Source organism: uncultured Empedobacter sp., assembly GCF_937930195.1.
Lineage (GTDB): Bacteria > Bacteroidota > Bacteroidia > Flavobacteriales > Weeksellaceae > Empedobacter > Empedobacter stercoris.
In genome coordinates this window covers 1-15,456 of sequence record NZ_CALGVK010000101.1, presented here as the reverse complement: position 1 = coordinate 15,456, position 15,456 = coordinate 1, and the positions used below count along the sequence as shown (strand labels likewise).

The 15,456-nt window shown below is 31.4% G+C and carries 8 protein-coding genes and 1 pseudogene; 4 read left to right on the top strand and 5 right to left on the bottom strand.

Annotated elements, in window-relative coordinates:
- Positions 1-61: 61 nt before the first annotated feature.
- Positions 62-382, bottom strand: coding sequence for a hypothetical protein (locus Q0616_RS06445; protein WP_171622621.1), 321 nt, complete (start codon positions 380-382; stop codon positions 62-64).
- 156 nt (positions 383-538) lie between these two features.
- Between Q0616_RS06445 and Q0616_RS06440 the strand changes: the two genes are divergently transcribed.
- Positions 539-862 (top strand): HopJ type III effector protein, encoded by a 324-nt coding sequence (locus Q0616_RS06440; protein WP_298775904.1) that lies wholly within the window; start codon positions 539-541, stop codon positions 860-862.
- A gap of 47 nt (positions 863-909) precedes the next feature.
- On the opposite strand, the gene ccoG is transcribed toward Q0616_RS06440, so the two are convergent.
- Together ccoG and Q0616_RS06430 are read right to left on the bottom strand one after the other, a co-directional pair.
- A complete protein-coding gene (ccoG, locus tag Q0616_RS06435) occupies positions 910-2,364 on the bottom strand; it encodes a cytochrome c oxidase accessory protein CcoG (protein WP_298775901.1) in 1,455 nt (484 codons plus the stop codon).
- A gap of 197 nt (positions 2,365-2,561) precedes the next feature.
- The gene (locus tag Q0616_RS06430; protein WP_260544015.1) at positions 2,562-3,443 is read right to left on the bottom strand and encodes an AraC family transcriptional regulator; all 882 of its coding nucleotides are present in this window, start codon (positions 3,441-3,443) and stop codon (positions 2,562-2,564) included.
- An 88-nt stretch (positions 3,444-3,531) separates the two neighbouring features.
- Here Q0616_RS06430 and Q0616_RS06425 point away from each other — a divergent pair, with 88 nt between their 5' ends.
- On the top strand, positions 3,532-4,599 hold the full coding sequence (locus Q0616_RS06425; RefSeq protein ID WP_284583984.1) for a patatin-like phospholipase family protein: 1,068 nt from the start codon (positions 3,532-3,534) through the stop codon (positions 4,597-4,599).
- 33 nt (positions 4,600-4,632) lie between these two features.
- Here Q0616_RS06425 and Q0616_RS06420 read toward each other — a convergent pair whose 3' ends face one another.
- Complete coding sequence (locus Q0616_RS06420) at positions 4,633-4,959, bottom strand: hypothetical protein (RefSeq protein ID WP_171623734.1); 327 nt, start codon at positions 4,957-4,959, stop codon at positions 4,633-4,635.
- Between the two features lie 208 nt (positions 4,960-5,167).
- Between Q0616_RS06420 and Q0616_RS06415 the strand changes: the two genes are divergently transcribed.
- Positions 5,168-10,414 carry a translocation/assembly module TamB gene (locus Q0616_RS06415; RefSeq protein WP_298775896.1) on the top strand — a complete coding sequence of 1,749 codons (5,247 nt, stop codon included), beginning with the start codon at positions 5,168-5,170 and terminating at the stop codon, positions 10,412-10,414.
- Positions 10,411-12,759: pseudogene (locus Q0616_RS06410) on the top strand (BamA/TamA family outer membrane protein). Before Q0616_RS06415 ends, Q0616_RS06410 begins: the two are co-directional and overlap by 4 nt.
- A 62-nt stretch (positions 12,760-12,821) precedes the next feature.
- On the opposite strand, the gene katG reads toward Q0616_RS06410, so the two are convergent.
- Positions 12,822-15,044: a catalase/peroxidase HPI gene (gene katG, locus Q0616_RS06405; protein ID WP_286483371.1), complete on the bottom strand. Its 2,223-nt coding sequence runs from the start codon at positions 15,042-15,044 to the stop codon at positions 12,822-12,824.
- Positions 15,045-15,456 lie beyond the last annotated feature (412 nt).

The following is a 15,456-nucleotide window of genomic DNA, read 5'->3' as shown; positions in this document are numbered from 1 at the left end:
CTTGGTAACGCTTTTTCAACTTTTAATTGTAATAATTAGTAATCGATTCATGTTTTTGAATTTAATTATTCAGAGTTCGATTTCTACCTTCTATTTCTAATTGGGTAAGTATCGAAGCTAAAGTTGTTTGCACAAATCCTAAATTACCTGCAACTAACACACCTTTTTCTCCTGTCGATATTTTTTCGATTCCATAAACACTTGACTCATCTTCTGGATTCGAATTTCCTTCGTAACGATAGATATAAATAATTCTAAAATCGTGTGGATGATCAATCAAATCGTTTTCTAACAAATTAAAATCTTCTTGATATCCTTTTTCTGCTAACTCCTTTAGCGCTACGCTTGAAGTTTCGTAATTAAATTGTCTTCTCTCGAACATATAAATAGTTTTATTTGGTTAATACCTATAAATCTAATCAATTACTTTACAGAAAGTTGTTAAACATAAGTTAAGTATATTTAGTATGAAATAATTTAACATTGTTAATGATTTATTGTATTGGAAATAAGTTCTTACTTTTGACAAAAAGATAAAATGATTTTAGAAAAATTAAATCAAAACGAGGCGAATTTTGCTGATGTTATTGCTTATATCGAAGAAAATTATAATTACACTGCTTCTGCTTTTGTGAATGGAAATCAAGAAAATGCGATAGACCAAAATCAAGGTAGTGCGAAAGTATTTGCTTTTGCAAATTTAAATAACCTTTCTAAAGAAGATACTTTGAAATTATTTGCTGAACATTATGAAGCTGTTTTAGCAACTCCTGAAGGAACTGATCATAATAATATTCGTCAATTTATAAAAAATGGTTGGGAAGGTTTAAAATTTGAAAACGAAGTTTTAACAAAAAAATAATCTCCAAAAAAAAACGTCTTACAAAATGTAAGACGTTTGTTAATCATTTAAAATGGAGCCATAAAACTAATCGTGTAATGATCGATAGTTTTTCCTTGCAAATCCTTCAATTCTAAAATAACTGGAACTTTATATGATTTTAGTTCACTTTTAGGAATTTTAATATCTATTAAACCTTGTTTCAATTCTCCTTCATTAATTTCAATATATTGATTAGGCTCTACTAACAAAATTGTTTTCCCTCCTTTGAAACCATTTACATTTACAACCATTTTATAGGTTTTATTTGTTTTATTCATCAAACTATATTGCATTGTATTAATGATATAATCACCTTCTACAACATAATCTTTACCAGGAACTTGTAAAAATTTAACTTCGACATCACTTCTATTTAGCGTAAAAGCAATCATTGCAGAAATCATTGCAACTAAAACAAAAGTAAATGCAATCAATCTTGCTGAAAGTTTAAAAGGTTTTCCTTGTTCTATATTTTCTTCGGAAGCGTGACGAATTAAACCTGTTGGTAGATTAATTTTCGTCATAATTGTATCGCACGCATCCATGCAAGCAGTACAGTTTACACATTCTAATTGCGAACCATTTCTAATATCAATTCCGGTAGGACAAACTGCTACACATTGACCACAATCAATACAATCACCTTTTCCTGCTGCAACTCGATCTTCTCCTTTTCTAAATTTTGAACGTCCGTTTGTGCTTTCTCCTCTTGGAAAATCATACGAAACTTGAATTGTTTTTTTATCAATTAAGACACCTTGTAATCTACCATAAGGACAAACCAATGTACAAACTTGTTCGCGAAACCAGGCGAAAACAAAATAGAATAATACACTAAAAATAAATAATCCTAAAAATTTACCTGCATGTTCTGATGGACCTTCTGAATAAATTTTTATCAGTTCATCAATTCCAATAATATAAGAGAACAGTATGTTCGAGAAGAAAAATGAAATTATGTAAAAAACAGTCCATTTTCCACCTCTTTTCAATATTTTTTCTTCGTTCCAATCTTGTTTATCCAAACGTATTTGTTTACTACGATCTCCTTCAATCCAATATTCAATTCTACGAAAAACACTTTCCATAAAAATGGTTTGCGGACAAACCCAACCACAGAACAAACGTCCGTAAATTGTCGTAAATAAAATAACGAAAACAACACTTACAATCATTCCGAATGCAAGTAAGAAAAAATCTGTTGTAAAAAATGGATAACCAAATAAAATAAAATTGGTATTGAAAACATCAAATTTAAAAACAGGATTTCCATTTGGCAATTTTATAAAAGGTAAAACCACTAATAAAATCAACAAAATCGAAGAAACGATTGAACGATAATTAGTGTACTTTCCTGAAGGTTTTTTTGCATAAACCCATTTTCGAGTTCCTTTCTTATCCATTGTTGCAACCTCTGTTCTAAATTGTTCATTTTCAATCTCAAAACCAAGTTGCGTTGTATCTTGTTTTAAATCACTCATATTAACTATAAATATCTATACAAAGATACCGCCACCTGTAAATTAAAGCTTGGCAATATTTATGGTATTTATGGTAATATTTACGTATTGATATAAATCATTTATTTACAATCATCTATTTTTTTTAAAAAAAAACTGACTTGTTCATGATGATAAAATCACTTAAAATAACCATCTTTTTAATTGATACAATTTACTTATAAATAATATTGTTTTCTGAATTGTTCTGGCGTAAAACCTGTATATTTTTTAAAAAATTTGACAAAATAAGAAGCATCTTGAAAGTTGAGTAAATAAGCAATCTCTGTAACCGAAATTTCTTTGTTAACAAGCAAACGCTTGGCCTCAAGCACCACTCTACTCCGAATTAGTTCGCCTGCAGAATTTCCTAAAACATCCTTACAAAGCGCATTCAAATGATTCGGCGTGATATATAAAAGTTCGGCATATTCTTTTGGTAATTTTTTCTTTTTAAAATTTTGTTCAATAAGCGATTGAAAATTATTTATTAACACCGATTTATAATCATCTTCTTTTACATTTACACCTTCCAAACTTCGTTCAATATCAATAAACAAATTCATCAAATGAAAACCAATTTTTAAATTAGAAAATTGATCATCTTGATAGTTTTCATGTATCATTTCCTCAAAATAATTTGAAATTTTTTGTTGTAAATCTTTCGAAACTTCAACAACATGATCCTCTACTAAAATAGATTGCAAAAATTGAAACTTTTGTAAAATAGAAGAATTAATTCCAATCCAATCAAAAAAATTGTCCGAAAAATTAACAACAAATCCATCATATTTCTCTTTAAAATACCATTGATGCACTTGTCCTGGTTTCATAAAATACATGGTTCCAGATTTAGCTTCAAATTTTTCGAAATCGATTAAATGCTCACCACTCCCTTCTGTAAAATAAACCAAATGGTAATATTTATGGCTATGCACTTCTTGCAAATGCGGATTACTGTCCACATACCCTCTGAATCGATCTACAGAAAACAAATCATTGCTATTTTTTTCTGTATTCAAATTACAAATATCAAATGTCGGAAATAGTTTTTTGGTCATAATCGAGTAAATTTTTCAGATGTAAAAATAAATACTATTAAGAACATTTAAATTGAAAAGTTTAACTTTAGGCAATAGAACATTAAAAATGGAATTTAAAGAGAAAAAAATTATCCTATTATCTTTAGACGGAGGAGGAATTAGGGGAATTATTTCGTGTGTTATTTTAAAATACATCGAAGATAAATTAAAAGAAATTCATGATAAAAATGCTAAAATTGGTGATTATGTTGATTTTATAGCAGGAACAAGCACAGGAGCTTTGATTGCTTCTTTATTATTAATGCCTTCTGACAAAGATCCTAAAAAAGCAAAGCATTCTATCACAGATGCGCTTAACATCTATTTGGGTGAAGGAAAAAACATTTTCTCTAAAACATTTTGGACTATTTTGAACAATCCTTTGAGTGTTCTTAAAGATAATTTACCAACAGTTGTATTGGAAGAACAATTGGAAATTGTTTTTGGAAAAACTGAATTGAAAGATTTGATTCGTCCTTGTGCAATTGTTTCCTATGATACAGAACATCAAAAACCTAAAATATTTAATACAATCGACGGAATTTCTCCTTTCCGAAATTTTTATATAAAAGATGTCTGTCGAGCTTCTTCAGCTGCACCAACTTATTTTGAACCAGCTAAAATTAAATCATTTGCCGATCAAGAATTTTGTTGTATTGATGGCGGTGTTTTTGCAAATAATCCAACTTTTGTAGGATTTATAGAAACTCAAAAAATAAATTTTAATAAATATTTCAAAGACGAGTTGAAATTTGACGGTACAGCTCCTTTACAAGAGTTTATCATCATCTCAATCGGAAATGGATCTCGTGCAAAATCATACAAACATGAGCATTTGAATGGAATTTCAAAGTCGAAATGGGTAGATCCTTTGGTTGATATTTTCATTTCGACTGGTGTTGATATGATTGATTTGGAAATGAAAAGCATGTATGCCTTACTCAAACCAAAATATCAACAAAATTATCATCGATTTAATCCAGAAATCCCTGAATCTTCTTTAGATTTGGGAAATGTCTCAAACGCTAATATCAAAACATTGTTAGATGTTGCAAATGATTTTGTTTCAAAACACAAAGAAGAATTAGATGAAGTGGTTCAAAAATTAATTTTCAATCAAGTTGAAATAGAATAAAAATGGCTTTGAAAATTCCAAAGCCATTTTATCTTATTTATTACGAACATAGACAAAAATCTCCTGTTCCCTATTCAATTCTCTATTATCAATAATACTTTCTATACAAGCTTGTGCAGTTTCAACTTCACCTGCAACGTTGAAATTTTTGTACTTTCCATTGATTAACGGTGTAACATGTTGAGTCAAATTTTCAGCATTCAATCTTTTGCGTTCGTCAATCAAATTGTAAACATATTCTCTTCCTGATTCATCCGTAAAATTATCAACTTTATATATTTGATCCAATTCTCTTTCGTGGTCCAAAATAACAAACAAATAATCTTTTTTATTGTCCTTTTCAAAAAAAATTCTTCTCATAGCGAAATTGTTTGACTCAAATTTAATAAAAGATTCTTGCTTTTTGTATAGAAAATTAAAAACATTTATTAGAATTTTAAAATATCTTTAAAATACTAGATAAAATTCCAAATCTTTAAATAATCCTTTTATATAATACATTTTTCATGCCTGCATAAGTAGAAATTCGTATCTTAATTCCTTCTAAAAACGAACAAAATCTAACAAATTGAAATTCAATATAAAGAAAGTACTCAAATATTTCTCGTTTGCAATTTTATCAATAATTCTTTTGCTAACAATTGCTATTTTTAGTTTACAGTTTCCTTCTGTTCAAAATTTTGTAAAAAATAAATTAGTCAATTATCTTGAAGAAAAAATTCAGACTAAAGTTCAATTAGATCGCGTTTATATCGACTTTCCAAATAATCTTGTAATGGAAAATCTATTTTTACAAGGTCAAGACGTTGATACTTTGTTGTCGGTCAAAAAATTTGACGTTGGTTTGGATATTTGGCAACTCACGAAAAGCAAAGCTGATATAAAATCAATTGAATTGGATGGTTTGAAAGCAAATGTTATTCGAAAAGCTGACGGGAATTTCAATTTCGATTACATTATTAATGCTTTTGCAACAGATGAAAAAGAAGAAAGTTCTTCCAAGCCTTTTATCATTTCCTTGGATAAAATAAAATTAGCCAATCTCAATGTTTCGTTTATCGATCTGCAATCTGCAAACAACATCAAAGTTCTTCTAAATTCATTTGATACACGCGTTAAAAAATTTGATCTCGAACAAAATACATACGCAATTGACGATATCAATTTAGATGGTTTAAAGCTTAAATTGAAACAAGACCTTATAAAAGAAGTTTCGCAAAAAGTTGAAGAAAAAGTCGATTCGTTAAACGATCAAAAACCTATGAAAATTGAATTGAATGGCATTCATTTAACCAATTTTGATGTAGATTATGGCGATGATAATGCTCAAACGTTTGCGAAAGTAAAATTCAAAGATTTCAAAACTCGTATTAAAAAACTTGATTTACAACAGAATTCTTACGCCGTAGATGACATTTTGCTAAATGGATTATTCGTTGACTTCAATCAAAAAATGGTCGAGAAAATTCAAGTGAATAAAATTGATAAAGTTTCTCCACAATCGAATCAAAATCCACTTCAAATTGCGTTAAATAAAATTAATCTGAATGATATCAAGGTCAATTATGGTGACGAAAATTCGAAAACGTATGCAAAAATTAATTTGAATGAATTCGAAACAAAAATCAATAAACTTGATATCGAAAATTCAATCTTTGACATCGAAAATATTTTATTAAAAGACGCCGATATCGAAGCCAATTTATACCTTTCTTCTACTAATTCGACATCTTCTCAAACATCATCTTCATCAGCAATGAACTTGGTTTTGAATAAAACAATGTTAGATAATGTAAACGTAAAATACAACAATACAGCAGAGCGTAGAACTGCGCAAGGAATGGATTTTAATCATTTAGATTTCTCTCCATTAAATCTTGATTTGCGTAATTTCAAAATGTACAATAATACGTTTACTGGACAAGTAAAAAGTGCTGAAATAAAGGAATCAAAAGGTCTAAATATACAAAAATTAACGACAAACTTCTTGTATGCGAATACACAAGCTTATCTGAAAAATCTATACTTACAAACACCTAAAACAATTCTTCGAGACGAAGTAATTCTTCAATACAATAGCATTCAACAACTAACATCTAATCCTGAAAATGTATTGGTTAATGCGAATATCAAACATTCTAAAATTGGATTTGCAGATATTCTAAATCTTGTTCCAACGCTTAGAAAAACGACGCCTTTCGACAACTATCCAAATGCAATTTTACACGTAAACACGAATGTAAAAGGAAAAGTAAATGATTTATTCATCAATAATTTACAGGTTTCTGGTTTAGATGATTTAGAAGTTTCAGCTTCGGGAAGAGTGAAAAATGCAATGAATCCAACGAAATTATTTTATGATTTGAACATTAAAAACTTTTCTACTTCATCGAAAACAATTTACAATTTAGTTCCTAAAAACATTATTCCAAACAACATTAGAATTCCGTCAAAACTTTCTGTAAAAGGAAAGGCGAAAGGAACAACGAAACTTATCAATACGCAATTAACCATCAACTCGACCTTAGGAAACGCAAAAATTGATGCCATTGTGGATATGTTGAAAAAAGATGCGGAAAAATATAACGTAAAAGCTGAAGTCCAACATTTAGATGTCGGAACTTTAATTAGTAATAAAGACATCGGGAAAGTCACTGCAAAATTGAATGCTATCGGCACAAGTTTTAATCCCGAAAAAATGAATACGAAGCTTTCAGGATTTATTACGTCTGCGAATTACAACAATTACACCTATCAAAATATTAACCTTGATGCAAAAATAAATGAAGCTGTTTTTGAAGCACAAGTTTTATCAAAAGATCCAAATGCAAACCTTAATTTAATTGCTTCTGGTCTCTACAAAAAAGAGTTGTCAGATGTAAAATTAAATGGGAATATCAATCATTTAGATGTTCAAAAACTTGGTTTTTATAACGAACCTATGATTGTTGCTGGGGAAATAGCTGCAAATTTTGCTGACCTAAATCCTAATCATTTAAATGGATCATTGACTCTCAAAAACTTTGCTTTATCGAACACAAAAGATGTTTTCCCTTTGCAAGAAGTGAATTTAATCGCAAATTCAACAGCCGATTCAAATCAACTTAAACTTACTTCTCAGGTTGCAGATTTAGACTTAAAAGGTAAATTTAAATTGACACAAATTTTTGGATCACTTACCTCAACGATTAATCAATATTATCAATTTCAACAACCTGATGAAAATGAAAAAATAGAACCTCATCAATTTTTTAGCTTACATGCAAAAATAAAAGACGATGAATTGGTTCGAAGATTTGTCCCTGATCTAAAAAATTTCGAAACGATTACATTAGATGCAGCCTATGATGCGGATTTGAAACAAGTTAATGTCGATGGAAAAATACCAAGTTTAACGTATGGTACAAATACGATTAACAATGGTTTTATCAAAATTTCGAACCAAAATGATGCGTTAGTTTATGCATTGAATATTGATCATTTGAGAAGCGATAATTTTCAGTTGAACAAGATAAATCTTGATGGAGATATTGCGAATAATACCATCAATTACAGCATTTCGACGAAAGATGATAAAGATATTACTCAATTTTTGGTTGCTGGAAATTTGAAAACATTGGATGACATTACAGAAATCAGCTTAAATCCGACTGGTTTAGTCTTAAACTATGATCAATGGGAAGTTGGAGAAGGAAATTTAATTCAATTAAAAAAAGACGGCATTGTTGCAAATAATTTCAAACTAATGCATAATGGAAGTGAGATTTTATTGCAATCAGCATCTGATAAAGGTACAAGTCCGCTTGATATTTCGATTAAAGATTTCAAAATAGAAACCATTACCGAAATTATCAAAAAAGATGACTTAGCAGCAAAAGGAACCATCAATGGAACAGCACAAATTAGAGATTTGAATACAAATATGACCTTCAATTCTGATTTAACTATTTCAGATTTAAAAGCATTTGGAAATCCTATTGGAACGATTGTAGCGAAGGTCAATAATACATCTCCAACTTTGATTAATGCAGACATTTCATTAAATGGACACCACAATGATTTGAAGATTTTAGGCGATTACAACACTGAAGCAAGTGCATTTGATTTGAATTTAGCTATTAACCGTTTGGAAATGAAAACCGTTCAAGGATTTTCGATGAATCAAATCAAAGATACCGAAGGTTATTTGGCTGGAAACTTAAAAATTACTGGAACGGTAGATCAACCAAGTGTTTTGGGACAATTAAAATTTAATGAAGTAGGTTTAACGATTGCTGAAACAGGTAGTAATTTCCGAAAAATTGATGACGCAATAGATTTTACAAACAAAGGAATAGAATTTAACCGATTCAAAATTAATGACAACGAAGGAAACTCTCTCACATTAAGAGGCGAAATATTAACTAAAACCTATCGGGATTTTGCTTTTAATTTAACTGCTAATGCACGAGATTTTAATGTTGTCAATTCCGAAAAAACTAACGATGCCATGATGTATGGTAAACTGGCTATTAATGCGAATCTAACAATAAAAGGTGATATGGATCTTCCTAAAGTAAACGGAAACTTAAAGGTAACAGATGACACTAATTTTACGTTTGTTTTGCCTCAATCTTCACCATCTTTACAAGAACGAGAAGGAATTGTAGAATTCATTGATCAAGATCAAATCACGTTAAATGAAACGATTAAAACAGCTGAACTAATTACAGATTCTAAGATAAAAGGATTGGATGTTAGCGTGAATATTGAAGTGAGTAAAGAAGCTAAAACATCGATTATCATTGACAAAGCGAACGGAGATTTTGTCGAAATACAAGGTGAAGCAGAGTTGACCGGTGGAATGGATCCTTCTGGTAAAATGACTTTAGTTGGCGTCTATCAAGTAGAAAAAGGTGCTTATGAGCTTTCGGTAAGTTTACTTAAACGCCGTTTTGACATTCAGAAAGGAAGTAGTATAACATGGACAGGTGAGCCAACTGCTGCAAACCTTGATATTACAGCAATTTACAAAACAAAAGCAGCACCAATCGATTTGATCGAACAACAAATTTCGGGTTATTCATCATCAGAAATGAACATGTACAAACAACGTATTCCGTTTAATAGCGAACTCATTTTAAAAGGTGAATTACTAAAGCCTGAGATTAAGTTCAATATTTCGATGGACAAAGACAATCCCTCTATTGCAACAGCCGTTATCGAAAATACACAATCCAAATTGGATCAGTTAAAAAATGATGAAGCAGAAATGAATAAACAAGTTTTTGCATTATTGTTGTTAAATCGCTTTATTGGAGAAAATCCGTTTGAAAGTAAAACAAGTGTTTCTGCCGAAACTATGGCGTTACAAAGTGTGAGTAATATTCTTTCGCAACAATTAAATAATTTGGCAGATGATTTAATCGAAGGAGTTGACATTGATTTGGGATTAGATACGCAAGACGATTATTCATCAGGTACCAAAAACACTCGAACAGACTTGAATGTTGCGGTAAGTAAGCGCTTGTTAAATGACCGATTAAAAGTTTCGGTTGGAAGTAATTTTGGGCTTGATGGTGACGCCAGAGAAAACGAAAACATGACTAACATTGCTGGAGATATCACAATTGATTATAGTTTATCACGCGATGGTCGATATATGTTAAGAGCTTATCGAAAAGATGAATATCAAGTTGCTTTACAAGGACAAATTGTAGAAACTGGTGTTGGTTTTATTATCACATTAGATTACGATAAATTCAAAGAAATTTTCGAGAAAAGAAGAAAAAATAAAACGAATAGAAAAACACAAAAAGTCGTATCTCAACCATGAAAAAATCAATTATAACATCTATCAAATGTATTGCTATTTCATTTGCCACAGTTGGTATTACTTCTTGTAGCAACACCCGTTTTCTAAAAGAAGGTGAAACACTTTACACAGGTTCTAAATTAACCATAAAAGGGGATTCATTAAGCAAAAGTGATCGCGTAGCTTTAAAAGATAATCTGGAAGAAAATATTATTCCCAAACCTAATTCAAGTTTTTTTGGATTACGTCCTCGATTATACATTTACAATATCACGAGCGAACCAAAGAAACAAAAAGGATTAAAATATTGGTTGAAATATAAGGTAGGACAAAAACCTATTTTATTAAGTGATGTTGATATCGATTTTAATAAAAAAATCCTGGTTAATTATGCTGAAAACAAAGGCTATTTCAATGCAAAAGCGCAAGGAGATACCATTAGCAAAGACAAAAAAGCAGTAGTAAATTATGTGTTACAACCACACAAACGCTATTACATCAATCAGGTTAATTTTCCAAAAGACACAACATTAGTTGTGAACAAAGAAATTAATAAAACAGAAGCCAAAACTTTACTTAAAGAGAAGCAACCATTTGATTTGGATGTGATAAAAGCCGAACGCGAACGTATAGATTCTCGTTTAAAAGAGAACGGTTTTTATTATTTTCATCCCGATAATATTATTGTACAAGCAGATAGTACCGTTACAAACAAACAAGATGTTGAGCTTTTTGTAAAGCTAAAAGACCAAACTCCCGAACAAGCTAAAAAGCAATTTACGATTGATAAGGTTATTGTTTTTCCTGATTACAATATTCGGCAAGCAAGAAAAGGTTTATACCAAATGCCGATGCCTACAGATTCTTTAGGAAAATATGAACAAAATGGTTTTTATATGGTGGATTCGAAAAAGAACTTTAAACCAAAAGTTTTCGATCGTGCCTTGTATTTCAAAACTGGTGATATCTACAATCGTGCTGATCATAATTTAACCCTAAATAGATTAATTAATTTAGGTGTTTTTAAATTTGTGAAAAACGATTTCGTTATTTCAGATTCCATCAACAATAAATTTGATGTTTATTATACGTTGACACCACGCGAATTTCAATCGTTGCGCTTAGAAGTTTTAGGTCGAACAAATTCGGCGAATTATGGCGGTGGCGAATTAAACTTAAATTGGACGCATCGTAACATACTAAAAGGAGCAGAACAACTTAAAATGGCTTTGTATGGTGCTTTTGATATGCAATTAGGAGGTCAAAAAGATGCGAACAACATTTTTAGAGCTGGTTTTAATACACAACTTTCGATTCCGAGAATTGTAGCACCCTTCAAATTCAATTCATCAAGTGCGTTTGTTCCACGAACAAATATTGAAATGGGTTATGAATATCAAAACAGATCAAAATTATACACCTTACATAATTTCAATACGTCTTTTGGATATGTTTGGAAAGAAAATGCACAGAAAGAACACAACCTAAAAGTGTTTAGTGCAACTTTATTATTTCCGGAAAAAGTAACAGATGAATACAACAGCAAAATGTATGATTCGAGAGGAAATATTATTACCCCAAGTTAAAAACGCGTTGTCGATAAACAATTGATTTTTGGCCCACAATATTCGTACACCTATACTACCACAATGTTACCACGAAAAAGTACATTTTATTACCGTGGTTTAGTTGATTTGGCTGGAAATTTAACAGGATTGATTACTGGTGCAAATGTAAAAAAAGACAAGGAAAAAGAAATCTTCAAAATTCCATTTAGTCAATATGCAAAAATGGAACACGACTTCCGTTTTTACCACAAGTTTTCGGATAAATCCTCAATTGCCACACGGTTTATAGGAGGAATTGCTTATCCTTATGGTAATTCTGAATTTGTTCCATATTCCAAACAGTTTTTTGTAGGAGGCAGCAATAGTATTCGCGCATTTAGAGCACGTACATTAGGTCCTGGAAGTTATGATCCACGCTATCAAAATGCGAATTTCTTTTTTGATCAATCGGGAGATATTAAACTCGAATTAAATGCAGAATTTAGACAGAAATTATTTAGTTTTCTAAATTTAGCGTTGTTTGTTGATGCGGGAAATATATGGTTGATGAACGAGGATGAAACGCGTCCAGGTGCAAAATTTTCAAAAGATTTTATAAACGAAATAGCTGTAGGAGCAGGATTAGGACTACGACTTGATTTTAGTATTTTAATTCTAAGATTGGATTTAGCCACTCCTCTTCGTATTCCCTATTATGAGAAAAATGACCGATGGACATTTGATAAAATTGATTTTGGAGACAAAGCATGGCGAAAAGACAACTTAATTTTGAACATCGCGATTGGATATCCATTCTAAGCGTAAAGCAAAAATAAAAAACGAGTATCAAATGATACTCGTTTTTTTATTATTTATACTAATTACTTCAAATCGAAACGATCTGCATTCATCACTTTATTCCAAGCGGCAACAAAATCTTTCATAAATTTATCTTGTGCATCTTCTTGTGCATATACCTCAGCAATAGCTCTCAGTTCAGAATTAGAACCGAATACCAAATCAGCACGAGTTCCTGTCCATTTTGGTGTACCTGTCTTACGATCAGAACCTAAATAAACTTCTTTCGTTTCATCTTTTGCTTTCCATTGTGTACCCATATCCAATAAATTCACAAAGAAATCATTTGTTAATTGACCAGGACGATCTGTTAAAACACCATGATTCGAACCATCATAATTGATATTAATTGCACGTAAACCACCAATTAAAACTGTTAATTCTGGCGCTGTTAACGTTAATAAGTGTGCTTTATCAATCAATAATTCTTCTGTCGAAACACCTTGACGTTTCGTTTTACGGTAATTACGGAAACCATCTGCAATTGGCTCTAACCAACCGATAGACTCTACATCTGTTTCTTCTTGTGAAGCATCTGCACGACCTGCTGCAAATGGAACTGAAATTGTTTTACCAGCATCATTTGCTGCTTTTTCGATGGCTGCATTTCCACCTAAAACAATCAAATCTGCTAAAGATACTTGTTTCGATGAATTTACTGCATTAAACGAAGCTTGCACACCTTCTAATGCTTTCAATACTTTATTTAATTGAATTGGGTTGTTCACATCCCAATTTTTCATTGGCTCTAATCTAATTCGTGCTCCATTCGCACCTCCACGCTTGTCCGATCCTCGGAATGTAGAAGCCGAAGCCCAAGCTGTACCAGCTAATTCTGAAACTGTTAAACCAAGATCTAAAATTTGTGCTTTTAAATTTTCACAATCATTTTCATCTATCAATTCGTGTGTTACTGCTGGAATAGGATCTTGCCAAGTGAAAGTTTCTGTTGGCACATCTGCACCTAAATAACGAGAAACTGGTCCCATATCGCGGTGAATTAATTTAAACCATGCTTTACGGAAAGCATCTTCAAATTCTTCAGGATGCTCTAAGAAACGACGACCTATTTTTTCATAGATTGGATCAACACGTAATGCGATATCAGATGTCAACATTGTTGGTCTTAATCTTTTCGAAGCATCGTGCGCATGCGGAATAATTTCACCTACATCTTTTGCTACCCATTGATGTGCTCCTGCAGGAGATTTTGTTAATTCCCATTCGAAACCGAATAAATAACTCAAGAATAAATTCGACCATTCTGTTGGTTTACTTGTCCATGTCACTTCAATTCCAGATGTAATTGTATCCCCAGCATTTCCAGTTCCATAAGAGTTTTTCCAACCTAAACCTTGCATTTCAAGACCAGCTGACTCAGGATCATCACCAACGTGATCAGCAGATGCTGCACCATGTGTTTTACCAAAAGTATGTCCACCTGCAATCAACGCTAAAGTTTCTTCATCATTCATCGCCATACGTGCAAACGTATCACGAATATCTCTTGCCGAAGCCAATGGATCTGGGTTACCATCTGGACCTTCAGGGTTCACATAAATTAATCCCATTTGCACTGCAGCCAACGGATTCTCTAAATCACGTTCACCGCTATAACGGCTGTTTGCTCCCCCACTTTCTTCTAACCAAATTTTTTCAGATCCCCAATATACATCAATATTTGGCTCCCAAACATCAGCACGTCCACCTGCAAAACCAAGTGTTTTGAATCCCATTGATTCTAAAGCTACATTTCCTGCTAAGATGATTAAATCTGCCCAAGAAATCTTGTTCCCATATTTTTGTTTAATTGGCCAAATCAAACGACGCGCTTTATCCAAAGACACATTATCTGGCCATGAGTTTAATGGTGCAAATCGTTGTTGCCCTTCTCCACCTCCACCGCGACCGTCTTGTACACGATAAGTTCCTGCACTGTGCCAAGCCATACGAATGAAAAATGGACCATAATGACCAAAATCTGCTGGCCACCAATCTTGCGAATCTGTCATCAAGGTTTTAAGATCTGCCTTAATCGCTTCTAAATCTAATTTTTTAAATTCTTCCGCATAATCAAAATCTTCTCCTAATGGATTTGATTTATTTGAATGTTGACGTAAAATGCTTACATTTAATTGATTTGGCCACCAATCTTTATTTTGTGTTCCCAATCCTCCAACTGGCGTTGTATCCATTTGACCATTATGAAATGGACATTTTGAGATATCTCCTCCTTGATTTTCCATTGATTAATATTTTATGTTTATTATTTTGTTTTGGTAAATATCATAAATATAATAATTTGTCTTATCAATTAAAAATCAAATTGTTTTATCAACTAATCAATTTATCTTATACCAAGTGCAAATTAAATAGTTATTAATTATAAAGCGAAAAATTAATTAACTACATTTAACTGTTACACTCATTGATCCTACCGTGATAAGAAATAATAACTCCGATATTGGTAATTGTAAAGCACAAAAAAAATCAGTTATTTACAAAAAAAACTGATTTTTTTTGAGATTATAATTTATTTTATCGTTTTTATTTATACATCAATCCACATATATTCGTTATAATTAAAAAGGTTTCTTTTATAAACCCGTTGTGCATTATGAATTAAAAAGATAAAAGTTGTTCATTTGATTGAAAATC